This window comes from Citrobacter portucalensis (genome assembly GCF_002042885.1).
In the GTDB taxonomy this organism is placed as follows: domain Bacteria; phylum Pseudomonadota; class Gammaproteobacteria; order Enterobacterales; family Enterobacteriaceae; genus Citrobacter; species Citrobacter portucalensis.
Window position 1 is genome coordinate 34,941 of record NZ_MVFY01000019.1, and the last position, 22,614, is coordinate 57,554.

The 22,614-nt window shown below is 52.0% G+C and carries 23 protein-coding genes, 1 pseudogene and 1 other annotated feature; of the genes and pseudogenes, 13 read left to right on the forward strand and 11 right to left on the reverse strand.

Features of this window, described 5'->3' with window-relative positions; translation table 11 throughout:
• From BZK40_RS21455 to BZK40_RS21500, 10 genes are all read left to right on the forward strand, one after another.
• Positions 1 to 276: a EutN/CcmL family microcompartment protein gene (locus tag BZK40_RS21455; protein ID WP_003030211.1), complete on the forward strand. Its 276-nt coding sequence runs from the start codon at positions 1 to 3 to the stop codon at positions 274 to 276.
• 8 nt (positions 277 to 284) lie between these two features.
• A complete protein-coding gene (pduO, locus tag BZK40_RS21460) occupies positions 285 to 1,292 on the forward strand; it encodes a two-domain cob(I)yrinic acid a,c-diamide adenosyltransferase PduO (protein WP_079935272.1) in 1,008 nt (335 codons plus the stop codon).
• On the forward strand, positions 1,289 to 2,674 hold the full coding sequence (gene pduP, locus BZK40_RS21465) for a CoA-acylating propionaldehyde dehydrogenase PduP (protein WP_032943900.1): 1,386 nt from the start codon (positions 1,289 to 1,291) through the stop codon (positions 2,672 to 2,674). Before pduO ends, pduP begins: the two co-directional genes overlap by 4 nt.
• 10 nt (positions 2,675 to 2,684) lie before the next feature.
• Positions 2,685 to 3,797 carry a 1-propanol dehydrogenase PduQ gene (locus BZK40_RS21470; protein WP_048235093.1) on the forward strand — a complete coding sequence of 371 codons (1,113 nt, stop codon included), beginning with the start codon at positions 2,685 to 2,687 and terminating at the stop codon, positions 3,795 to 3,797.
• Positions 3,794 to 5,149: a cobalamin reductase PduS gene (gene pduS, locus BZK40_RS21475; protein WP_048235091.1), complete on the forward strand. Its 1,356-nt coding sequence runs from the start codon at positions 3,794 to 3,796 to the stop codon at positions 5,147 to 5,149. The genes BZK40_RS21470 and pduS overlap by 4 nt, the downstream gene beginning before the upstream one ends.
• A gap of 2 nt (positions 5,150 to 5,151) precedes the next feature.
• Positions 5,152 to 5,706, forward strand: coding sequence for a propanediol utilization microcompartment protein PduT (pduT, locus tag BZK40_RS21480; protein WP_048235090.1), 555 nt, complete (start codon positions 5,152 to 5,154; stop codon positions 5,704 to 5,706).
• Positions 5,706 to 6,056, forward strand: a complete 351-nt coding sequence (gene pduU / locus BZK40_RS21485) for a propanediol utilization microcompartment protein PduU (protein WP_008785151.1) — start codon at positions 5,706 to 5,708, stop codon at positions 6,054 to 6,056. The genes pduT and pduU overlap by 1 nt, the downstream gene beginning before the upstream one ends.
• A gap of 4 nt (positions 6,057 to 6,060) precedes the next feature.
• Entirely contained in the window at positions 6,061 to 6,513 is a 453-nt protein-coding gene (pduV, locus tag BZK40_RS21490) for a propanediol utilization protein PduV (protein ID WP_008785152.1), read from the forward strand.
• Positions 6,498 to 7,712 (forward strand): acetate/propionate family kinase, encoded by a 1,215-nt coding sequence (locus tag BZK40_RS21495; RefSeq protein ID WP_048235088.1) that lies wholly within the window; start codon positions 6,498 to 6,500, stop codon positions 7,710 to 7,712. Before pduV ends, BZK40_RS21495 begins: the two co-directional genes overlap by 16 nt.
• 92 nt (positions 7,713 to 7,804) lie before the next feature.
• Positions 7,805 to 8,671, forward strand: coding sequence for a GHMP family kinase ATP-binding protein (locus BZK40_RS21500; RefSeq protein WP_003834174.1), 867 nt, complete (start codon positions 7,805 to 7,807; stop codon positions 8,669 to 8,671).
• A gap of 40 nt (positions 8,672 to 8,711) precedes the next feature.
• On the opposite strand, the gene BZK40_RS21505 is transcribed toward BZK40_RS21500, so the two are convergent.
• The 7 genes from BZK40_RS21505 to phsA all read right to left on the reverse strand — a co-directional run bounded on the left by BZK40_RS21505 (position 8,712) and on the right by phsA (position 15,985).
• On the reverse strand, positions 8,712 to 9,047 hold the full coding sequence (locus BZK40_RS21505; RefSeq protein WP_003834176.1) for a DUF496 family protein: 336 nt from the start codon (positions 9,045 to 9,047) through the stop codon (positions 8,712 to 8,714).
• A gap of 238 nt (positions 9,048 to 9,285) precedes the next feature.
• Complete coding sequence (locus tag BZK40_RS21510) at positions 9,286 to 10,344, reverse strand: FUSC family protein (RefSeq protein ID WP_008785155.1); 1,059 nt, start codon at positions 10,342 to 10,344, stop codon at positions 9,286 to 9,288.
• 107 nt (positions 10,345 to 10,451) lie between these two features.
• Complete coding sequence (sbmC, locus tag BZK40_RS21515; protein ID WP_008785156.1) at positions 10,452 to 10,919, reverse strand: DNA gyrase inhibitor SbmC; 468 nt, start codon at positions 10,917 to 10,919, stop codon at positions 10,452 to 10,454.
• Between the two features lie 123 nt (positions 10,920 to 11,042).
• A complete protein-coding gene (dacD, locus tag BZK40_RS21520) occupies positions 11,043 to 12,215 on the reverse strand; it encodes a serine-type D-Ala-D-Ala carboxypeptidase DacD (RefSeq protein ID WP_048235085.1) in 1,173 nt (390 codons plus the stop codon).
• A gap of 139 nt (positions 12,216 to 12,354) precedes the next feature.
• Positions 12,355 to 13,122 (reverse strand): thiosulfate reductase cytochrome B subunit, encoded by a 768-nt coding sequence (phsC, locus tag BZK40_RS21525; RefSeq protein WP_048215989.1) that lies wholly within the window; start codon positions 13,120 to 13,122, stop codon positions 12,355 to 12,357.
• Positions 13,119 to 13,697, reverse strand: a complete 579-nt coding sequence (phsB, locus tag BZK40_RS21530) for a thiosulfate reductase electron transport protein PhsB (protein ID WP_048215988.1) — start codon at positions 13,695 to 13,697, stop codon at positions 13,119 to 13,121. The genes phsC and phsB overlap by 4 nt, the downstream gene beginning before the upstream one ends.
• 14 nt (positions 13,698 to 13,711) lie before the next feature.
• Positions 13,712 to 15,985, reverse strand: a complete 2,274-nt coding sequence (phsA, locus tag BZK40_RS21535; protein WP_048235084.1) for a thiosulfate reductase PhsA — start codon at positions 15,983 to 15,985, stop codon at positions 13,712 to 13,714.
• Between the two features lie 399 nt (positions 15,986 to 16,384).
• Between phsA and sbcB the strand changes: the two genes are divergently transcribed.
• Positions 16,385 to 17,809, forward strand: coding sequence for an exodeoxyribonuclease I (sbcB, locus tag BZK40_RS21540; RefSeq protein ID WP_048215987.1), 1,425 nt, complete (start codon positions 16,385 to 16,387; stop codon positions 17,807 to 17,809).
• A 59-nt stretch (positions 17,810 to 17,868) separates the two neighbouring features.
• On the opposite strand, the gene plaP is transcribed toward sbcB, so the two are convergent.
• The 4 genes and pseudogenes from plaP to BZK40_RS21555 form a co-directional block, all read right to left on the reverse strand.
• Complete coding sequence (plaP, locus tag BZK40_RS21545) at positions 17,869 to 19,230, reverse strand: putrescine/proton symporter PlaP (protein WP_003834188.1); 1,362 nt, start codon at positions 19,228 to 19,230, stop codon at positions 17,869 to 17,871.
• Positions 19,220 to 19,282, reverse strand: coding sequence for a membrane protein YoeI (yoeI, locus tag BZK40_RS24985; RefSeq protein ID WP_099045591.1), 63 nt, complete (start codon positions 19,280 to 19,282; stop codon positions 19,220 to 19,222). Before yoeI ends, plaP begins: the two co-directional genes overlap by 11 nt.
• Before the next feature lie 162 nt (positions 19,283 to 19,444).
• Positions 19,445 to 20,429 (reverse strand): annotated as a pseudogene (locus BZK40_RS21550) (LysR family transcriptional regulator).
• A 41-nt stretch (positions 20,430 to 20,470) separates the two neighbouring features.
• Positions 20,471 to 21,295, reverse strand: a complete 825-nt coding sequence (locus tag BZK40_RS21555) for an SDR family oxidoreductase (RefSeq protein ID WP_008785162.1) — start codon at positions 21,293 to 21,295, stop codon at positions 20,471 to 20,473.
• Between the two features lie 174 nt (positions 21,296 to 21,469).
• On the opposite strand from BZK40_RS21555, the gene hisL reads away from it, so the two are divergent.
• Both hisL and hisG read left to right on the forward strand, forming a co-directional pair.
• On the forward strand, positions 21,470 to 21,517 hold the full coding sequence (gene hisL / locus BZK40_RS24550; RefSeq protein ID WP_100250077.1) for a his operon leader peptide: 48 nt from the start codon (positions 21,470 to 21,472) through the stop codon (positions 21,515 to 21,517).
• Positions 21,493 to 21,615: a sequence feature (His leader region), on the forward strand. Its footprint overlaps the gene before it by 25 nt.
• A 45-nt stretch (positions 21,616 to 21,660) precedes the next feature.
• On the forward strand, positions 21,661 to 22,560 hold the full coding sequence (gene hisG / locus BZK40_RS21560) for an ATP phosphoribosyltransferase (protein ID WP_003834191.1): 900 nt from the start codon (positions 21,661 to 21,663) through the stop codon (positions 22,558 to 22,560).
• Positions 22,561 to 22,614: the final 54 nt, after the last annotated feature.

A 22,614-nucleotide genomic window follows, 5' to 3' on the forward strand; every position in this document is an offset into this window, starting at 1 on the left:
ATGCATCTGGCCCGGGTTACAGGCGTTGTGGTTTCCACGCAAAAATCCCCATCACTGGTGGGAAAAAAACTGTTGCTGGTACGTCGGGTAAGTGCTGACGGAGAGCTTCCTGCATCCCCTGTGAGTGGAGATGAAGTCGCTGTTGATTCTGTCGGCGCAGGGACCGGCGAACTGGTATTACTCAGCAGCGGATCCAGCGCCAGACACGTTTTTTCTGGCCCTAACGAGGCCATCGATCTGGCTATCGTCGGCATTGTCGACACGCTTTCTCGTTAGGAGGAATTATGGCGATTTATACCCGCACTGGTGATGCCGGAACAACAGCCCTCTTTACCGGACAGCGCGTGAGCAAAACGCATCCACGCGTGGAAGCCTACGGTACGCTGGACGAACTGAATGCGGCGCTAAGTCTGTGCATTTGTGCAGCGAAAAACCCGCAGCACCGGCAGTTACTTGAGAATATCCAGCTGCAGCTTTTTTGGTTCAGCGCCGAACTGGCAAGCGAAAGCGAAGAACCAACGCCAGAGCAGCGCTACATCAGCTCAGAAGAAATTGCGGCACTGGAAGCGGCCATCGATACCGCAATGGGAAGAGTACCGCCCCTGCGCAGCTTTATTCTACCTGGCCGCAGCGAAGCCGCCAGCCGACTGCACTTTGCCCGTACGCTGGCACGCCGCGCAGAGAGACGACTGGTCGAGCTCTCCACCGAGATATCCGTCAGACACGTGCTGATGCGTTATATCAATCGCCTGTCCGACTGCTTATATGCGCTTGCACGAGCAGAAGATCATGACGCCCATCAAAACGACATCATTCAGAAAGTGGCTGAGCGCTATCTCGCTGCCGTTCAAGCACCAGCCATAAAGGAGCCGACTATGTCTCTGTCTTTTCAGGAGCTCCACCAACTCACTCGCGCTGCGGTGACGAGAGCAGAAGAACTTCAGGTTCCGGTCGTCATAAGCATTGTTGATGCGAACGGGACCCAAATGGTGGCCTGGCGCATGCCTGACGCTTTACTCGTGAGTAGCGAACTGGCACCCAAAAAAGCCTGGACTGCCGTGGCGATGAAAACCGCCACACATGAGCTGACATCGGCAGTGCAACCCGGCGCTGCGCTTTACGGTCTGGAAAGCCATATGCAGGGAAAAGTCGTCACCTTCGGTGGCGGATACGCATTATGGCGTGAGGGTTTACTCCTCGGGGGTCTTGGCATCAGCGGAGGAAGCGTTGAACAGGATATGGACATTGCAGAAACGGCCATTGCGGCGATTAACGTGAGAACACATCAATGAATACTTCAGAACTTGAAACCCTTATTCGTAACATTTTGAGTGAGCAACTCGCCCCGGCAAAAACAGAAGTTCAGGGTAACGGTATTTTTCCGTCCGTTGGCGAAGCTATCGATGCAGCGCATCAGGCTTTTCTGCGTTACCAGCAATGTCCATTGAAAACCCGCAGCGCCATCATAAACGCCCTACGCGAAGAACTGACGCCTCATCTTGCTTCACTGGCTGCTGAGAGCGCTGCCGAAACGGGGATGGGCAACAAAGAGGATAAGTTCCTTAAAAATAAAGCCGCGCTGGACAACACTCCGGGTATCGAAGATCTCACCACCACGGCGTTAACCGGCGATGGCGGCATGGTGTTATTCGAGTATTCCCCATTTGGCGTGATTGGTTCTGTCGCCCCCAGTACTAACCCGACAGAGACCATTATTAACAACAGCATCAGCATGCTGGCGGCAGGGAATAGCGTTTACTTCAGTCCGCATCCGGGTGCTAAAAAGGTTTCACTCAAGCTGATTGCCATGATCGAAGATATTGCTTTCCGTTGCTGCGGAATTCGTAATCTTGTCGTCACGGTCACAGAACCCACTTTTGAGGCTACCCAGCAGATGATGGCGCACCCTAAAATCGCAGTTCTGGCGATTACCGGTGGCCCTGGCATTGTTGCTATGGGCATGAAAAGCGGGAAAAAAGTCATCGGCGCAGGCGCAGGAAATCCCCCCTGCATTGTTGATGAAACGGCCGACCTGGTTAAGGCGGCGGAAGATATCATCAATGGCGCATCCTTTGATTACAACCTCCCCTGCATTGCCGAGAAGAGCCTGATTGTTGTTGATGCCGTTGCCGAACGACTGGTTCAACAGATGCAGTCTTTTGGTGCGATGCTTCTCAATAGCGAAGAGGTAGACAAACTGCGCGCTGTCTGTCTACCAGAAGGCATAGCCAATAAAAAACTGGTGGGTAAAAGCCCGGCAACCTTACTGGAAGCAGCAGGAATACCTGTTCCGGCAAAAGCACCTCGATTACTGACAGGCATCGTCAAGGCTGACGACCCGTGGGTTACCAGCGAGCAATTGATGCCAATGCTCCCCGTCGTAACGGTGAGCGATTTTGACAGTGCATTAACGTTGGCCCTGAAAGTTGAAGAGGGATTGCATCACACCGCCATTATGCATTCGCAAAATGTGTCACGTTTGAACCTTGCCGCGCGCACGCTTCAGACCTCCATCTTTGTGAAAAATGGCCCCTCTTACGCCGGGATCGGCGTTGGTGGTGAAGGTTTTACAACCTTCACTATTGCGACGCCAACCGGTGAAGGAACAACATCTGCGCGCACTTTCGCACGCTCTCGTCGTTGCGTGCTGACAAACGGTTTTTCTATTCGCTAATGGGGCCGTTATGAAAAGCTTTTCACTGCAAACTCGATTGTACAGCGGCCAGGGAAGTCTGGATGTGCTCAAGCGCTTCACGAATAAGCATATCTGGATTATCTGCGATGGTTTTCTCGCGCGTTCTCCCCTGATTGAAAAGCTGCGCAACGCTCTGCCAGCGGATAACCGCATCAGCATTTTCAGCGATATCACCCCCGATCCCACCATCGGCACGGTAGTACAAGGGATTGCACAAATGCAGTCCCTGCGACCGGACGTCGTGATGGGTTTTGGTGGCGGCTCAGCACTGGACGCCGCAAAAGCCATCGTCTGGTTCAGCCGACAGTTCGGTATTGAAATTGAAACCTGTGTCGCAATTCCCACCACCAGCGGCACAGGCTCCGAGGTAACCAGTGCCTGCGTGATTAGCGATCCGGATAAAGGCATTAAATATCCATTGTTTAATAATGCGCTTTACCCGGACATGGCCATCCTTGATCCAACGTTGGTCGTCAGCGTACCACCTGCCATCACCGCGAATACCGGCATGGACGTGTTAACGCATGCGCTGGAGGCTTACGTGTCCACGAAGGCCAGCGACTTCACAGACGCACTGGCTGAAAAAGCGGCTCAAATCGTCTTCCAGTACCTGCCTGTCGCCGTCAGCAAAGGCGACTGTCTGGCAACCAGGGGGAAAATGCACAATGCATCAACGCTCGCGGGAATGGCATTTAGTCAGGCTGGACTGGGGATCAATCATGCGATTGCCCATCAGTTGGGTGGTCAGTTTCATCTGCCGCATGGACTTGCCAATGCGCTGCTGCTGACCCATGTCATTCATTTTAATGCCCGCGACCCGCGGGCTGCGAAGCGCTATGCCCGTTTCGCTAAAGCCTGCCATTTATGCCCGGATAACGCGAACGATACAGCGGCATTGAATGCGCTCATTCATCATATCGAGCTACTCAAAAAACAGTGTGCGTTGCCTTCTTTTGTTGACGCGCTTAAAGACGGAAAGCAAGCCTGGTCACAACGTATCCCATTGATGGTTCAGGCCGCGCTGGCTGACGTCACGTTGCAAACCAATCCTCGTGTTGCCGATGCCAGTGCCATGCAGGAACTGCTTGAGGAATTATTATGAAGACAGCCATGACGGCAGAGTCCACGCTTTATGATGCGCAGACTATTCGCGAACGCGTTCGCGCAGCGGGTGTTGTCGGAGCCGGAGGCGCAGGCTTTCCTGCTCACGTAAAATTACAGGCGCAGGTCGATACCTTTCTGGTCAATGCGGCTGAATGTGAGCCAATGCTGAAAGTTGACCAGCAGTTGATGGCCGTCCAGGCTGATCGACTTATCCGCGGCGTTCAATATGCCATGACGGCGACCGGAGCCAGTGCCGGGATTATTGCGCTCAAAGAGAAATACCAGAAGGCTATCAATGCATTAACGCCCCTTCTACCTACCGGGATCCGCTTACATATTTTGCCCGATGTCTACCCGGCTGGTGACGAGGTTTTGACCATCTGGATGGCAACAGGTCGGAGAGTTCCGCCTGCCGCGCTGCCGGTCAGCGTCGGTGTGGTGGTCAATAACGTCCAGACCGTGCTCAACATCGCCAGAGCAGTTGAGCAGCAGTACCCCGTTACGCGTCGCACCCTGACCGTTAACGGCGCAGTCGCCAGTCCCATAACACTCACTGTCCCTATCGGAATGTCTTTACGTGACGTTCTGGCGCTGGCCGGTGGTGCAACCGTTGACGATCCCGGTTTTATTAACGGTGGTCCGATGATGGGCGGCCTGATTACTTCACTGGATACCCCCGTAAGCAAGACCACCGGGGGCCTGCTGGTTTTGCCTAAGTCTCATGCGTTGATTCAGCGGCGGATGCAGGATGAACGCACCGTGCTTTCTGTAGCAAAAACCGTTTGCGAGCAGTGCCGTTTGTGTACGGATTTGTGCCCAAGGCATTTGATCGGCCATGAATTATCCCCGCACCTGTTGGTTCGTGCGGTTAATTATCAGCAGGCGGCCACACCGCATCTGCTGCTCACGGCCCTGACCTGTTCAGAATGCAACGTGTGTGAAAGCGTAGCCTGCCCGGTTGGGATTTCACCGATGCGCATCAACCGTATGCTGAAACGCGAGCTGCGGGCGCTCAACCATCGTTATGAAGGGCCGCTAAATCCTGAGGATGAAATGGCGAAATACCGGTTGATCCCGGTTAAGCGCCTTATTACCAAACTGGGTCTTAGCGACTGGTATCACGATGCGCCACTGGCTGAGACTGATTATTCCACAGATAAAACGACGCTGTTGTTACGCCAGCATATTGGTGCCAGCGCCATCCCATGTGTAGAACAAGGCGAACGCGTTGTTCGCGGTCAATGCGTTGCCGATGTGCCGTCCGGTGCATTAGGCGCGCCTGTTCACGCCAGCATTGACGGTATTGTCAGCGAAATCACTGAGCAATCTATCACGGTAATTAGAGGTTAATCATGTCTCAGGCTATAGGGATTTTAGAACTCACCAGCATTGCCAAAGGGATGGAAGCTGGTGATGCCATGTTAAAAAGCGCGAATGTGAATTTACTGGTCAGCAAGACCATCTGCCCGGGAAAATTTCTACTCATGCTCGGTGGTGACGTAGGTGCCGTACAACAGGCGATTGCCACTGGAACATCTCTTGCTGGCGATATGCTCGTTGACAGTCTGGTACTCCCCAACATTCATGCCAGCGTACTCCCCGCAATCAGCGGACTAAACAGCGTGGATAAGCGTCAGGCTGTTGGTATTGTCGAAACATGGAGCGTTGTTGCCTGCATCTGCGCCGCCGACCGGGCGGTTAAAGCCTCCAACGTCACGCTGGTACGTGTCCATATGGCATTTGGTATTGGCGGCAAGTGCTACATGGTCGTTGCTGGCGATGTATCCGATGTGAATAACGCAGTGACGGTTGCCAGTGAAAGTGCGGGTGAAAAAGGCCTGCTGGTTTACCGCTCGGTCATACCTCGCCCGCATGAAAGCATGTGGCGACAAATGGTGGAGGGATAATGGAAAGACAACCCACCACGGATCGAATGATTCAGGAATATGTACCAGGCAAACAGGTCACGCTGGCGCATCTTATTGCTAATCCAGGTAAAGATTTGTTCAAGAAGCTGGGATTACCAGATGCGGTTTCCGCAATCGGTATTCTGACCATTACCCCCAGCGAAGCCTCAATCATCGCCTGTGATATCGCCACGAAATCCGGGGCGGTAGAGATTGGTTTTCTCGACAGGTTTACCGGCGCGGTGGTACTGACGGGTGATGTTTCCGCCGTTGAGTACGCGCTGAAACAGGTAACCCGAACGCTCGGCGAAATGATGCGTTTTACCGCGTGTCCCATCACCCGGACGTAATATCATGAAACGTATCATGCTAATTGGCCCCAGCCAGTGCGGTAAAACGTCGCTCACGCAGTGCATGCGGGGAGAGGCGCTTCACTATCAGAAGACCCAGGCCATAGTCTGGTCTCCTACGACAATAGACACACCGGGTGAATATCTTGAGAACCGCTGCCTGTACAGCGCGCTGCTGGCCAGCGCCTGTGAAGCAGACATTATTGCGCTGGTACTCAATGCTGACGCGCCGTGGTCACCATTTTCTCCCGGTTTTACCGGACCAATGAACCGACCCGTTATTGGCCTCGTTACCAAAGCCGATTTAGCCAATCCGCAGCGTATTTCTCTTGTGGAGAGTTGGTTAGTTCAGGCTGGTGCGCAAAAAGTATTTGTCACCAGCGCGCTGGAGAATACTGGGGTCGATGAGATGTTCATTTTTCTGAATGCAAAGGAACCTTCATGTCTCACAAAATAATGGCCATTAATGCAGGTAGTTCCTCGCTTAAATTTCAACTACTGGCGATGCCGCAGGGTGAAATGATCTGTCAGGGGTTGATTGAACGTATCGGTTTGTCTGATGCGCAGGTCACCCTAAAAACGCCAGCGCAGAAATGGCAGGAGACTTTGCCCGTAGCCGATCACCGTGAAGCCGTAACGTTGCTCCTGGAAAAACTGCTCAACCACCACATTATCAACAGTCTGGAAGAGATCGACGGCGTGGGTCATCGCGTCGCGCACGGCGGAGAATCTTTTAAAGACTCCGCGCTGGTAACTGATGAAACGCTGGCAGAAATCGAGCGACTCGCGGAACTGGCCCCTCTGCATAACCCGGTAAATGCGTTGGGGATCGCGGTATTCCGCCAGCTATTGCCCAAAACACCAGCCGTTGCGGTGTTCGACACCGCCTTTCATCAAACGCTTGATGCGCCTTCTTTCATCTATCCCCTGCCCTGGCGTTACTATGCAGAGTTGGGTATTCGTCGCTATGGTTTTCATGGTACCAGCCACAAATACGTTAGCTCACAGCTTGCTGAAAAACTGGGTGTACCACTCAGCGCCCTGCGCGTTGTTTGTTGTCATCTGGGCAACGGCAGCAGCATCTGCGCCATCAAAGGCGGACAATCGGTGAATACGTCAATGGGCTTTACGCCGCAGTCTGGCGTGATGATGGGCACGCGAAGTGGCGATATCGATCCGTCCATTTTACCGTGGATTGCCCTGCGAGAAGGCAAAACACCGCAGCAGCTCAACCAATTGCTCAACAATGAGTCCGGATTGCTCGGTGTTTCTGGCATCTCACCTGACTACCGCGACGTTGAACATGCCGCAGATACGGGCAATAACCAGGCGGCGCTGGCGTTGACGCTTTTTGCTGAGCGCATTCGTGCCACCATTGGTAGCTATATTATGCAGATGGGCGGTCTGGATGCCCTGGTGTTTACCGGTGGTATAGGCGAAAACTCCGCACGGGCGCGCGCTGCGATTTGTCGTAATCTGAATTTCCTGGGGCTGGCCGTTGATGAGGAAAAAAATCAGCGTAATGCCACCTTCATTCAGACTGAAAATGCGATGGTCAAAGTGGCGGTGATTAATACCAATGAAGAGCTGATGATTGCGCAAGACGTTATGCGTTTAGCGATATCTGAAACTGTGACATTGGGCATTCCTGCATAATACTGCCGCACCGCAAATTGCGGCAAATCATGGTAATAGCGCGATCGCCATGACACTATGCGCCGAAGATTTCTGATCACATAGGTGAAGACGTGGCTGTTGCGCAATGTCCCGCATCGTGCGGAGAACTTATCCAGGGCTGGATTCTGGGCAGTGAGAAATTGGTCTCCTGCCCGGTTGAATGGTATAGCACCGTTGAGGTCACTTCAGGTTCACCGCTGACAGATGAACGTCCACTTTCGCGGGCGATGGTTGAGAGGTTATTGCTGCACTGGCAATACCCGGCACAAATGAGTCAGGATATTCGAATTGATGTCCAGTCAACCATTCCTGTCGCTAAAGGGATGGCCAGCAGCACAGCGGATATCGCCGCCACGGCAATCGCCACGGCGCAGTATCTGGGTCATCAGCTAGACGAATCCACTCTGGCGCAGCTTTGCGTTTCGCTGGAACCTACCGACAGCACCGTTTTCCGCCAGCTTACGCTGTTCGATCACAACGACGCCTCCACGCAAATTGCCTGTGAAGCCCAGCCTCAACTCGATCTGCTGGTTCTCGAAAGCCCGGAAACCTTGCTTACTGCTGATTATCACCGTACTCCACGTCAGTCAGGGTTACTGGCAGGCGCTCCAGCGCTGAAACGCGCATGGGAAAAGGTACAGGAAGCCTGTATCAGTCAAAATCCTTATCGGATGGGTGAAGCCGCCACGCTGAGCGCGATCGCCAGCCAGTTGCTGTTACCTAAACCAAATTTTGATTCACTTTTAGCGCTGGTAGAAGAATGTGATTTATACGGTGTCAACGTTGCGCACAGTGGCAGCGTAGTCGGTCTGATGCTCGACAGAAAGCGTCATGATGTGGACTACATTAAATGGATGCTGACGCAGAAAAAATTGACGGAACACTGGCCGGAACAGCATTTGTTGCGGATGGTAACTGGCGGGGTCGAACTGCAATAAGGGCCGCCGCTAAGCAGCGACCCGAACAAGCATAAAATCGTTACTCGGCTTTCGCTTCGCCGTTCTTCACTTCGCCCATCGCTTTCAGCTTTTTAGAGATGTCGCGGCGCTCTTTAGAGATCTCAGCGTTTTTGATGATGTAATCATCAACACGATCTTCATAATCGCTTTTCATGCTGGCGATAATGCCCTGAATCGCTTCCACGCTCATTCCAGGCTTGATGTAGTCGCTCAGGTTGTCCAGCAGCAGAACACGTTTCTGGTTGTCACGGATCTTTTTCTCAACGTCCTGGATTTCACGTTGCAGTTTGTTTTTACGACGGAACAGACGAACAAATTCCAGCACGTCCTGGAAAGAAGGCTTGGTAGTTTCCATTTTTACACCCCTGATAATGTGAGATTCGGATTCGTTAAAACAACGGCTAAAGTGGGTCAACATTACTTTCATGCCCGCCATACTTCAAGTTGCATCTGCATCGACCATGCATGGTTGAAACCTGAATTATCGAGGGTAAAGCCATTGCAGTTACCAATGGTTTTAGCCTTTTTCAGTATCATACCTCTAATCGTTGCTGAATCGAAGCAGCAGTAGAACCAATCCCCTCATCTGCTCTTTATTTGCGCAGCGCGCGACAGATCAAATGAGAGAGCAACTCCAGCTGTCGCGCCATTTCCATATTTAGCCAAACGTAGCCGTGAATGGGCGTTTCAGCGACATTATCGCCCTTATGCTCAGCAATAAGCTGACGTAACTCCACCACGGTGTCATTGAGTTTTTCCGTATTGGCAAGCACCGGTTGTGGATTACCTTCATACAATGCGTGGGTTATCGTCAGTAGCGCCTGTTGTGTCCTGAGCTGTGTTTCACGCAAAGTATGCGCATTCAACATGACAAAGTGGCTGGTACGGCTGGCCCATAGCGCATTGATTTGCAGCTCAAGCATGCAGACCAGGTTGCGATTAACCGTCTGAATAGCTTCAAAGATTGATTTTTGAATGCGGGTTTCTTTGCTGGCAGGAACGATGAGCCCACGCATTTTGACAACATCGCTTAAAAGCTGTTGTAAATGCTTTTCCAGTCGCGGTTGCTCCAGCAGGTTGGGAGATAGCGCAGCCTGATACACCCGATTGTACCCCGTTACGCAATGCGCCAGCTGAATTCGCCAGTGTATAAATGCCCGCTGCGGCCAGATACCGGTAAACAGCATTGCCAGTAATGAACCCAGAATAACATCGCCACCGCGCCATAACGCTGTGTTCATATCTCCAGCGGGGGCACCCACAACGACCGCAAGCGTTATACCAATCAGCAACGCCTGATACGGCTTTTTACCCAGTGCCAGCCAGCCGCAGAGAAACATCGCCACCGCGCACCATATCAGCATTAGCGGAAGTGAAAAGAGCTCCAGACGAAGAGCCACCAGCCCAAGTACCGAACCCAGAATTGTCCCGCCAATACGCTCAAACGCTCTGGGGACAACGTTCCCCCAAAAGGAAATAGGCCCCATGATTACCACCAGCGTAATCAGAGGCCATGTACCTTCAGGAATGTTCAACAGGCGAACCAACAGAAAAGTAAAAAGAAACGCCAGCGCAATGCGAACACCATGCACCACACGATAATGACGATACAAACGAATTTCAAAAGGACTCAGTGACTTATCTGCACGCACTCATGCACTCCGTCAGGGAATTGCAAAGAACAGAATTGTACCTGTTTTTTAAGTGAAAACATCACCCTGATGACCAGGACATTCATCCTGATTTACACCAAAAACAGTTACTTCGACTGTACCGGCACGTACATTTCAATGTCCCAGTAACCGTCCTCCATGCCATTGTTCATATAAACTTCAAAGCAGGGTTTAGCGGCTATCGCATACGTCGAATCCTGCAGCAGGCGCTCAAAGAACTGATACCACGGCGTCGCGAAGTCATGATTTTCAACGCGCGCAACGGCGATAGCATAGTCGCCCCCCGCCAGTTCGGTCTGGATCACCCCTTCGCTGTTTTCTGGGATCTCAAAACCTTCAGGCACAGACACCACGGTATCACAACGCAGTTTTTCCGCCGGAACAACGTCAGGATTGTCGTAATAAACGGCTATCCATTCCAGCGGTACGATCTGCTTACCGTCGACCCACATCATTAACTGCTCGAAACCCTGCTTTACCGTTTGTTCCCACGGTCCAACCATATGGAAACCGGCAATTATGCGTTTCTCAACCTGCTTTATCTCGTACTCCATATAACCTCCGTTATTACACTGTATTTATATACAGTGTAATTTTTAGGTATGACGGCCACAAGGAATCAGTGATTATTATGTGAGCAGATTCGCACTCTTGCCAGTCAGGCACATCAGGAAAAACTACGCCTTGTGGTGGAAGTAATCGCTCAAACGCGAGAAGACGCCGCCTTCGTTGACAGACTCCAGCGTAACCAGAGGCCAGTGAGCCACCAGTTTATCCCGATCGTAGAGTTCAATTTCCCCCACACGTTGATGGGCAGCAATGGGGGCAACCAGTTCTTTCTTATCAAGAACATATTTTGCCTTGATATTAGCGACTTCGGCTTTAGGCAGAGCCATCCAGAAATCCTGCTCTGTGCCAAGGCTAATTTTTTCTTTATCGCCGTACCAGATCCGTTCAATACCAACCTGCTTACCGCTACGTAAAACCTGCACGGTATCGAAGTTCTGTTGTCCCCATTGCAGCAGTTTTCGCGCCTGGTCTTCACGCCCTTTCGCACTCTCCGCCCCCATCACAACCGCAATCAGGCGGCGCTGACCATCAACAGCTGAAGCAATCAGATTGAATCCAGCGCCGGAGGTATGCCCAGTCTTCAGACCGTCGACGTTCATGGTTTTATCCCACAACAAACCGTTACGGTTTTGCTGCGTAATTCCGTTCCAGGTAAGGCTTTTTTCACTGTACATATGGTAGAAATCCGGCTCTCCATGGATGATAGCTCTCGACAGCACGGCCAGATCGTATGCTGAGCTGTGCTGACCTGGCGCATCCAGACCATGTACCGTTTCAAAATGCGTGTCCCGCAAGTTCAGCTTTTGCACATAGCTGTTCATCATCGCGACAAACTGCGGCTGCCCTCCGGCGATGTAATCCGCCAGCGCCACGCAGGCATCATTACCGGAATCAACAATTAGCCCGCGACTCAGGTCGCGCACAGAAACGCGATCACCTTCTTTCAGGAACATTAAGGATGAACCGACGAATACCGGATTATCTTTCGCCCAGGCATCGCGCCCTACGGTGACAATATCTGTCGGACTAATACGCTTGCTGTCGATTGCGCGATCAACAACATAGCCGGTCATCAGCTTGGTCAGGCTGGCAGGGTTGCGCTGCTGGTGTTCATTTCCGGCTGTCAGGATTTGGCCCGTGGTGTAATCCATTAATACCCACGCACCGGCATTAATTGCCGGAGGCTGTGGAGCGAAACTGGCGACGTCGGTCGCGTACGCGGGCGAAAAACTCATCGCAAATAGTGAAGCGGCAATAAACAAACGGCGTTTCAACAGCATGTCCTCAGGAAATGGAGAAATAGCCGTTCTTTTTACGGAAGTTCTGGCGAACAAACATGGATAAATTGCAAGAAAATGTGACATAAGGCACATTTTCTTGCTGTAAGGAAAGGTTTTCAGATATCAACCGCGGCGGGCATTACCCTTTGCGCGGTGCTGTCTCTGCGTGATGGCTGCGATGACGATGATAGCCATCTATCATGCTGCGGAAAATTTGCCCCGGCGTGTCACCCAGCGTGCACAGGTAAATATGTGCACAGATGAACAGTAAGCCGACAATCGCCAACACCATATGCAGCACCAGCATCACAGGCCCTGCCCCTATCACCTGCGGGTAGAGGCATAACAACCCGCTGATGATTAGCAGCGGAACCAGCGCATACATGATGGCCAGATAAGCCAGCTGTTGTAGCGGGTTAAATTTACTCTCTGCCGTTGCGGCAAACGGGTGTGGTTCACCCTTCATGATGCCATACAGATAAAAGCGCGTTTGCAACAAGCAGCGTGATATCAACCCATTAAACTTCACCCGGTAATGACAACCGTTGCCGCTGGTTGCGTTGATTAGCACAAAACCAACCCAGAAGGCCAACAAGGCGAAACCGCACCAGGTATGTATCTGCACCATCAATGCCACCGGTCCGACAGAGAAGTGCCCAAACAGGCCACTCAGCAAAAGCAGGATAAAAAGCAGCGCATTACCCCAGTGCCAGCGGCGGACTGCCAGAGAATAGAGGTAATCCCGGTGCTCTTCTCCGGTTGCCGTCTTGGGTGCCAGCATCCGACGTAACAGCGCGTGCATAACCAGGCCCGCAATCATCAGCACAACAACAACGCCTGCATAAATGAGCCACAGCGGCCAGTAGTCCGGCGCATAGTTAAGCTCTGCTCCCCAGATAGAATTCATGCTTTACCCTCCTGATGGATCTCTTTACGCCGATAAACACTCACCGGACCGCTACGCGTATCCTGCTGGCGATAAACCTCTTTTTGATTTATCCAGTGCTGAATTTCCGGATCGTCACGACGACCAAATTTCAGCGCATCCGTCGGACAAACGGAAACGCAGGCGGGCGAGTGACCGCTCTCGAGTCGGGTATCTGCGCAGAAGTTACATTTGTCGGCAATTCCCGTTTGCGGATTGAGATAACGGACATGGAACGGACAAGCGGCAACGCAGTAGTCACAGCCAATACAGCGAGACTTATCCACTTGCACAATGCCATTTTCGTCGCGAAATGATGCACCGGTCGGACAAACGCTGACGCAAGGCGCATCTTCACAATGCTGACAGGAAACGCGAACAAACTGGAAGTGGGACAGTACCTCGGGTTCATGTTCGGGTGAACGGATCTGCACCTGTAGACGGCTAAATCCCTCTGGCACATCATTCAGAACTTTGCAGGCAACCGTGCATGCCTGACAGCCGATACAGCGTTTCTCGTCATGCAGCATGACATAAGGGTTTGTAGATTGATTCATGATGTTCTCCTTTCTCATGCCCGACGAAGCGTAACGCCAGCGGTGTGGACCACCGTACCGGAAACCGGACTGGTAACATGCGGAAGCAAATTACCGCAATGGATACCGTGCGTTGTCGCTGCGGTTTTGGCTCCCGCCTTGGCGCCAAATCCCATATAAACAAACAGCGTATCGGGCCGAATTCCGGCGGTGACCAGCGCTTTGCCTTTTTCCTTGCCGGTCGCATTTTCCAGCCAGATGTCATCACCGCTTTTGATGCCTTTTTCACGGGCCGTTTGCGGGTGGATCCACACCGCGTTATCCCACATCAACTCGCTAAGCAGTGGCACGTATTGCGTCGCACCGTTGGTATGAACCGCCACTTTTCCCTGGATAAAATAGAGTTCACTGTCGCCTTTAAGCGCAAAATTGCGCGCGCGCGGAATACCATAGCCAGGCAGGAGCGTTTCCAGCTCTTCGGAATAGAGTTCGATTTTTCCTGACGGAGATTTAAAGCGCAGTTGCTCGCCATAGGTACCGTCGCTGTCAACCGCCACCGCGCCCGGATAGCGTTCCACAAACTGACGCACCGCTTCAGGTTCACGCAGCAGCAACGGAACACCCCACTCCCGATACCCTTTCTGACGCAATTCAGCAGATAGCGCATGATCGCCATTAAGCTGGTATAACTGACGCGTTTGCATATCCTGCCATGGGTAGAATTGGCCAAGGCCTAACTGCACGGCCAGCTCTTTCCAGATTTGCCAGCTCGGACGCGCATCACCAATAGGTTCTACTACCTGCTGACGCAGGGCATAGGCTGGATTCAGACCCGACATGTCTGAAACTTCTTCATCGCGCTCAAGATAAGTACATTCAGGCAAAAGGTAGTCGGCATACGCCGCGCTTTCGCTTAGGTAGACATCACAACTGACCACAAGGTCGAGCTGTTCAACGGTTTTGACCAGATCTGGTCGACAGGTTACGGTTTGGAAAGGGTTGTGTCGGGACATAATCCATCCCTTCACCGGATAAGGCGTCTGGTTTAACACAGCATCAATGATGCTTTGCACCACACCACCGCCCGCCGCGATGTACTTAAACTGCGGGGCTACCAGATCGATACGCTGCGCCGTTGGCTTGGGTAATTTGACATCGGGTTTTGCCAGCACCGGAGCGACCTTCTCTCCAGCCAGCTTATTGTAAGTTGCCGCCGCTTTTTTCTGATACAAACCGCCTTCACGCTCAATATTGCCAAGCAGCACATTGAGGGTAAAAATCATGCGCCGCATATCAATTTCTTCTTGCGAAAACGTCGCGCGATGGCCCGGACTGACGATGGCATGAGGCGCGCAGGCGGCCATTTCGCGGGTGACCCGAACAATGACATCAGCAGGCACATCCGCGAGCTGCTGCGCCCATTCCGGCGTGGTCTCTTGTACCGCTTCTGCCAGTTGCTCAAACCCCGTGGTGTAGCGCGCAACAAAGTCCGCGTCATACAGATTTTCATTGATCATGACGTGACACATGGCCATCAGCACCGGTAAATCGCCGCCCGGCTTGAGCGCATGCCATTCATCCGCCTTGCTGGAGAATACGGACAGACGGGGATCGAAGCTGACCATCTTCGCCCCCTTCTCCTGCGCGGTCATCAGCTCATGCGTATCAGCAACCTCGATCCCTTCATAGAGGTTATGGCCAAAAGAGACCATATAACGGGTATTGGCGATATCCATGGCTAAATCGCCACCCATCATAACTTTAGCGGCAATGGATTTACCGGCAGGACACGTTGATGCGTGAGTAAAGGTATTCGGTGACCCGAAAGCCGTCGCGAGGTGAAATAAATGGCCAGACAGCGAGCCAGATTTAGACGAGAAGACGACTCCCTGGGGACCATATTGCGTTTTTATTGCCGTCATTTTTTCGGCGATTTCTTTATACGCCTGTTCCCAGCTAATAACCTGCCAGTCACCGCTCCCGCGAGGTCCTGTGCGTTTCATGGGTTTAACAATGCGATGAGGGTCGTTGACCAGGCTAACGCCGCTGCCGCCGCGAGCGCAGACACGTGTCCCCTGCTGTGGCGCATTAGGGTTTCCCTGAATAAAAACCGTTTTATTATTAATCACCTGAGCCTGAATTGGGCAGCGAAAAGAACACATCTCGCACAAACTTGGCGTCAGGGATGTTTTCCCTTTGATACTCTCTGGAGAATTTCGCGCCAGTGCCCCTGGCGGGAAACTGCCTATCGCACAGGCTGAACAGCCTATACCCACTCCTCGCAAAAAATTACGCCGACTAATGCTCATATAACCTCCTGTTATTAGATATATCCAATAATTATATGGCGTTTAGATTATTTATTTTTTACATCAATCACATTTCATTACAATGCATGACAGCGAATTGACATAAATAAAAAACCATTGTTTATAAAAGATTTTTAAAGTTTCCAGAACACAGTAAATAAAAGGGAAATAACAATAATGGTTATCAGTTAGATTATTTACAAACCCGCAACCTCAAGATATTTTATTTCAGTAATTTATTTTAACAGTGCGGAATTTATTAATTAATTCCATTAATGTCCTGTTTATCTCAATTTTATTGCGTACACAATCCAGCTTCGATAATGCCATAGCTGATTATCTCGCTATTTTTTGGTATTCTTGAACCAGCGCTAAATTGATCCCGGACATAACTGAACAATGAATGACGGCAAGCAGCAACCTGGTTTTCTCTTCCACGATTACGAGACCTTTGGTACCCATCCAGCGCTGGACAGACCCGCGCAATTTGCGGCTATCCGCACAGATAATGATTTCAACATCATCGGTGAACCAGAAGTCTTTTATTGCAAACCCGCGGACGATTATCTGCCGCAGCCTGAGGCGGTGTTGATTACGGGTATCACACCGCAGGAAGCACGTGAAAAGGGAGAAAATGAAGCCGCTTTTGCTGCACGCATCCACGCCCTGTTCACCGTGCCGAAAACCTGTATCCTGGGTTATAACAACGTGCGCTTCGATGATGAGGTGACGCGCAACATCCTGTATCGCAATTTCTACGATCCCTATGCCTGGAGCTGGCAGAACGATAATTCGCGCTGGGATCTGCTGGATGTGATGCGCGCCTGCTATGCCCTGCGCCCTGAAGGCATTAACTGGCCGGAAAACGACGACGGCTTACCCAGCTTCCGCCTGGAGCATTTGACCAAAGCCAACGGTATTGAGCATACCAATGCTCACGATGCTATGGCGGACGTATATGCCACAATCGCAATGGCGCAATTAGTGAAGTCGCGCCAGCCGCGTCTGTTTGATTATCTCTACAGCCATCGTAATAAGCACAAGCTGGCCGCGCTGATTGATGTCCCGCAAATGAAGCCGCTGGTCCATGTCTCTGGTATGTTCGGCGCATGGCGCGGCAACACCAGTTGGGTAGCGCCGTTGGCGTGGCATCCGGAGAATCGTAACGCGGTTATTATGGTCGACTTAGCCGGTGATATTTCGCCGCTGCTCGAACTCGACAGTGATGCCCTGCGCGAGCGGCTTTACACGTCTAAAGCGGATCTGGGTGATAACCCGGCCGTACCGGTTAAACTGGTGCACATCAACAAATGCCCGGTACTGGCACAGGCGAATACCCTGCGTCCGGAAGATGCCGACCGTCTTGGCATTAACCGCCAGCACTGTCTGGATAATCTCAAAGTTCTGCGTGAAAATCCGCAGATACGCGACAAAGTGGTCGCGATCTTTGCCGATGCGGAACCCTTTACACCATCAGATAACGTGGATGCCCAACTGTACAACGGCTTTTTCAGCGATGCTGACCGTGCGGCGATGAAAATCGTTCTGGAAACCGAACCGCGCAATTTACCGGCACTGGATATCTCCTTCGTAGATAAGCGCATTGAAAAACTGCTGTTTAATTACCGTGCACGTAACTTCCCGGGAACGCTGGACGAAGCTGAGCAGCAGCGCTGGCTGGACCATCGTCGCCAGGTATTCACACCGGAGTTTTTGCAAAATTACGCCAATGAACTGCAGTTATTGAGCCAGCAATATGCGGATAACAAAGAAAAGTTGATGCTGCTGAAATCACTCTGGCAGTATGCCGAAGAGATTGTATAAATCCCACGTATAAAAAAACGGAGAACATGTCTCCGTTTTTTTTTAGTTAAATGCTGTTATTACGCGACATCTTCGTCGTACTGCGGTACCGGGTTGCGGAAGCTTTTGGTCACACAAGCCAGGTAAATCAGACCGATACCGGCCCAGATCAGACCCAGAACCATTGAGCTCTCTTCCAGATTCACCCACAGCGCACCAACGGTCAGCGCACCGCACATCGGCAGGAACAGATACTGGAAGTGGTCTTTCAGCGTCTTGTTACGCTTCTCACGGATCCAGAACTGGGAGATCACCGACAGGTTAACGAAGGTAAACGCCACCAGCGCACCAAAGTTAATCAGCGCCGTCGCCATCACCAGGTCGAAGTTGATTGCCAGCAGAGCAATCGCACCAACCAGAATGATGTTCATAGACGGAGTACGCCATTTCGGGTGTACATAACCGAAGAAACTTTTCGGGAACACGCCGTCACGCCCCATCACGTACATCAGACGCGCTACGCCAGCATGCGCCGCCATACCGGACGCCAGTACGGTAATGGTAGAGAAAATCAGCGCGCCAACCTGGAAGAACTTACCGGCGACGTACAGCATGATTTCCGGCTGTGAAGCGTCTGGATCTTTGAAGCGCGAGATATCCGGGAAGTACAGCTGCAACAGATAGGTGGAGACGATAAAGATCAGGCCACCAATCAGCGCAGTCAGGAAAATCGCACGCGGGATCACGCGCTCAGCGTCTTTGGTTTCTTCTGACAGGTTGCTGATACCGTCAAAACCGGTGAACGAGAAGCACAGGATCGTAGCGCCCGTGATCATCGGGATCACGTGTGCATCACCTGACCAGAATGGACGGCTGCTCGCCAATGTACCAGCACCTTCCCCTTCGAACACGCCATAAACGACCATGCCGAGGATCACTGCAATCAGCACCACCTGCAACAACACGATTACGGTGTTGAAATTCGCAACTGATTTAAGGCTGCGCAGGTTGAAGGCGGTCATGAAGGCCACCAGCGCCACCACGAATATCCATGACGGTATCGACGGCACCAGGGCTTCAAAATAAATTTTTGCCAACAGAATGTTGATCATCGGAGCGAACAGGTAGTCCAGCAGTGATGACCAACCCACCATAAAGCCAACGGTCGGGCTAATGGATTTCTGGGCATAAGTGTAGGCAGAGCCTGCAGACGGATAGCGACGCACCAGTTTACCGTAGCTCAGTGCGGTAAAGAGGATGGCGATCAGTGCAAAGGCGTAAGCTGTCGGGACGTGACCATCGGTCATTCCTGATACGATACCGAATGTATCGAACAGCGTCATCGGCTGCATATAGGCAAGGCCCATCATGACAACCGGAACCAGCGTAAGCGTTTTACGTAATTCCACGCGAGAGGTGTTTGGAGTAGCGTTATGCGACATGGTTATCCCCCATTACGGCGAAAACCGTCGCGTAAGCAAAAAATTGCCCCATTTTTTGTTAATCCTCAGCGACAACAACTGTCGATTTTTAAGTAAGTATCTATCCGGTACGAAGCCCGGCCTCTTTTATGAATGATTGGTTTGATGCAAAAAAATAACCGACGCGTATTAAAACGTCGGTTAATGTCATTTTTTGCAAGCGGCGTATTTTGCCCTAAATTGGGGAGAAATAACAAGAGATTGAAGCGACCACAAAAGAATATTTTTTCTTAACTGATTGATTTGTCAGCAGCTGTTTTAACATACACCCCCGCAATAGCACTATTTGCTAAAATTTCATCCCGCCACCAGGCACTGGCCAACCCGGCGGTCTGTTCATTCCAGCCTATCCACACGGGTTCAAAGACAATTTGCGCGACCACTTTTTTCTCAATCAGTGCGCCACTCTCCAGAAATCGCTGCGCCAGGTAGCGCGGAATATAGCCACATCCCAGACCGCTGATTTGCAGTTCCAGCTTGGTTTTGAAGTCAAAAACGGTAATGGCTTCTTGATCGTCCAGCACCTGGGAACCTGAGACGTTGGCATGCTGCGCATTGTCGCCCACCACTATGGCGCGAAAACGGCGAATGGTACGACGATTTAACGGTTCCTGTTCCTGCGCCAGCGGATGATGCGGCGCAACCACAAATACCTGTTCCAGAACCCCGAGTCGCGCAAAGCCAAATTCACTCGCAGCAGGCGGTTCGTGCATGGCACCGACAATAATATCCGCCCGGCCCTGAGTGAGAGCATCCCAGGAGCCGCCCAGCACGCCATTGATAAATTTCAGGCGCGTCACGCTGTGGTGTTGATAGAAAGATTCGATGAGTGGGGCCAGCAGTGAAAAGGGAAACGTATCATCTACGCCAATAACCAGTTCATTCTCCCAGCCTTCGTGAAGTTTAATCGCCTGTTTTTCAAGTTCGCGGACGGTGTGCAGCACCTCCCGTCCCTTTTCCAGCAGCATCTGCCCGGTGCGGGTGAACTTAGCCCGGTGTCCGCTGCGATCGAGTAGCTGAATATTAAGATCGCTTTCCAGCTTATGGACGGTGTAGCTGAGCGCAGACGGCGTCTTAAACAATTTTGCCGACGCCGCCGCGAAACTGCCCTCTTTTTCTAATGCATCGAGGATGATAAGAACGTCCAGCAGTGGTTTCATACTCGCCCCCTGGCGGTATACAGCGGCACTCTGCTGGATTGTCACTCCATCGGCATCACCAGCGGGTCAGGATACTGGTACTCAAACCCAAGCTCATTACAAATACGGTTGCCATCAATGACTTTACCTTTACCGTTATCCGTACCGCCGCGAAATTCCGGCGGCTCCATCCCCAACTGGCGGGCCATCTGCGGATAGAACACGTTACGCGCCGGATGCATAGGCGCACATATATTATAGATGTGTCCCCCTTTAGGCGCTTGCAGCAGTAACGTGATGGCAGAAACCACATCGTCCAGATGCACCAGATTGACGCCATGATGTCCGTCAGGTGCCGTCTTGCCAGCGAAGAAGCGACCAGGATGTCTTCCCGGACCGACCAACCCGGCCAGACGCAAAATATCCACCGATGTGCCTGGCAAATTGTGCAACCAGTCTTCAAGTTCTTTCAGGACACGACCGCTCGCCGTGACCGGATTACGCGGCGTCCCCTCTTTCACTGTGCCTTGAACGTCACCATAGACTGACGTCGAACTGGTAAAAATAATTCGTGGGATCCGATACGCCAGCGCGCTGTCGACCAGCTCCTGCATTGCCTGCAAGTAAAATGCTTCCCCAGGACCGCTACGACGCGCAGGCAGCGTAATAACCAGCGCATCGGCGTCCATCAGTGCATCGAGATCGTCAGCCTCACAGACCAGTTCAGGTTCCAGGCGCAGCGAATAACTCTCGATACCGCTCATGCGGGCCGCTTCCACCCCATCCAATGTGGTTTTGCTGCCGGTAACCTGCCAGCCTCTCGCCGCCAGCGACATGGCTAACGGCATGCCTAACCAACCTAACCCGACAATTGCGACCTTTTTCATGCCTTCTCTCCTGACTTTTGGCCTATAACGCAAGGCTACGCCAGCCCACGGTGGCTGACAATTCATAGTATCAATATGAAATGAATTAATGATCAAAAAAAGCCCTTGCTTTCCGTAGCTAAAGTGGTTTAGGTTAAAAGACATCAAATGAATAAACATTCATCGAGAAAATTTATGACACGCGCTCAATTCAAACACCATCATCACCATCATCCTGACTAGTCTTTCAGGCGATGTGTGCTGGGAGACGTTTAAATCTTCCAGCGGTGCATGAGCGTATGAGAAAGCCCCCGGAAGATTTCTTCCGGGGGCTTTTTTTTGTGCGTGACCCAAACTGATTCAGACAGGATAACGAGGAATAAAGAATGTTAGACAACACCCGTTTACGCATAGCTATGCAGAAATCAGGCCGCTTAAGCGATGATTCACGCGAATTACTGGCCCGTTGCGGCATTAAAATTAATCTTCACACCCAGCGCCTGATTGCGATGGCGGAGAACATGCCGATCGATATTCTGCGCGTGCGTGATGACGATATCCCGGGCCTGGTGATGGACGGTGTCGTTGATCTCGGCATCATCGGGGAAAACGTTCTGGAAGAGGAACTGCTCAACCGCCGGGCACAGGGTGAAGACCCTCGCTATTTTACTCTGCGCCGTCTGGACTTCGGCGGCTGCCGTCTCTCGCTGGCTACCCCGGTTGATGAAGCCTGGGATGGCCCGGCAGCGCTGAACGGTAAACGTATCGCGACCTCTTACCCACACCTGCTCAAACGTTATCTCGATCAGAAAGGGGTTTCGTTTAAATCTTGTCTGTTAAACGGTTCTGTAGAAGTTGCTCCCCGTGCGGGTCTGGCTGATGCGATTTGCGATCTGGTGTCCACCGGCGCAACGCTTGAAGCCAACGGTCTGCGCGAAGTAGAAGTGATCTACCGCTCTAAAGCCTGTCTGATTCAGCGCGACGGCGAAATGGCCGAAGCCAAGCAACAACTGATCGACAAACTGCTAACCCGTATCCAGGGGGTTATTCAGGCCCGTGAATCCAAATACATCATGATGCACGCGCCGAGCGAGCGTCTGGACGAGGTCATCGCCCTGCTGCCCGGCGCTGAGCGCCCTACCATTCTGCCTCTGGCGGGCGACCAGCAGCGTGTTGCCATGCACATGGTCAGCAGCGAAACCCTGTTCTGGGAAACAATGGAAAAACTGAAAGCGCTCGGTGCCAGCTCAATTCTGGTGTTGCCGATTGAGAAGATGATGGAGTGATCTGATGCCTGATGGCGCTTCGCTTATCAGGCCTACAAGAATTGTCACAATCAT

Excerpts from the sequence above, each read along its gene's own strand:
- pduV (WP_008785152.1), top strand. The coding sequence starts at position 6,061 with ATGAAACGTATCATGCTAATTGGCCCCAGCCAGTGCGGTAAAACGTCG.
- sbmC (WP_008785156.1), bottom strand. The coding sequence starts at position 10,919 with ATGGAGTACGAGATAAAGCAGGTTGAGAAACGCATAATTGCCGGTTTC.
- phsC (WP_048215989.1), bottom strand. The coding sequence starts at position 13,122 with ATGAATTCTATCTGGGGAGCAGAGCTTAACTATGCGCCGGACTACTGG.
- BZK40_RS21455 (WP_003030211.1), top strand. The coding sequence starts at position 1 with ATGCATCTGGCCCGGGTTACAGGCGTTGTGGTTTCCACGCAAAAATCC.
- BZK40_RS21555 (WP_008785162.1), bottom strand. The coding sequence starts at position 21,295 with ATGAAAAAGGTCGCAATTGTCGGGTTAGGTTGGTTAGGCATGCCGTTA.
- pduP (WP_032943900.1), top strand. The coding sequence starts at position 1,289 with ATGAATACTTCAGAACTTGAAACCCTTATTCGTAACATTTTGAGTGAG.
- pduO (WP_079935272.1), top strand. The coding sequence starts at position 285 with ATGGCGATTTATACCCGCACTGGTGATGCCGGAACAACAGCCCTCTTT.
- hisG (WP_003834191.1), top strand. The coding sequence starts at position 21,661 with ATGTTAGACAACACCCGTTTACGCATAGCTATGCAGAAATCAGGCCGC.
- BZK40_RS21470 (WP_048235093.1), top strand. The coding sequence starts at position 2,685 with ATGAAAAGCTTTTCACTGCAAACTCGATTGTACAGCGGCCAGGGAAGT.
- BZK40_RS21495 (WP_048235088.1), top strand. The coding sequence starts at position 6,498 with ATGTCTCACAAAATAATGGCCATTAATGCAGGTAGTTCCTCGCTTAAA.
- phsA (WP_048235084.1), bottom strand. The coding sequence starts at position 15,985 with ATGAGCATTAGTCGGCGTAATTTTTTGCGAGGAGTGGGTATAGGCTGT.
- sbcB (WP_048215987.1), top strand. The coding sequence starts at position 16,385 with ATGAATGACGGCAAGCAGCAACCTGGTTTTCTCTTCCACGATTACGAG.
- pduU (WP_008785151.1), top strand. The coding sequence starts at position 5,706 with ATGGAAAGACAACCCACCACGGATCGAATGATTCAGGAATATGTACCA.
- dacD (WP_048235085.1), bottom strand. The coding sequence starts at position 12,215 with ATGCTGTTGAAACGCCGTTTGTTTATTGCCGCTTCACTATTTGCGATG.
- plaP (WP_003834188.1), bottom strand. The coding sequence starts at position 19,230 with ATGTCGCATAACGCTACTCCAAACACCTCTCGCGTGGAATTACGTAAA.
- pduT (WP_048235090.1), top strand. The coding sequence starts at position 5,152 with ATGTCTCAGGCTATAGGGATTTTAGAACTCACCAGCATTGCCAAAGGG.
- BZK40_RS21505 (WP_003834176.1), bottom strand. The coding sequence starts at position 9,047 with ATGGAAACTACCAAGCCTTCTTTCCAGGACGTGCTGGAATTTGTTCGT.
- pduS (WP_048235091.1), top strand. The coding sequence starts at position 3,794 with ATGAAGACAGCCATGACGGCAGAGTCCACGCTTTATGATGCGCAGACT.
- phsB (WP_048215988.1), bottom strand. The coding sequence starts at position 13,697 with ATGAATCAATCTACAAACCCTTATGTCATGCTGCATGACGAGAAACGC.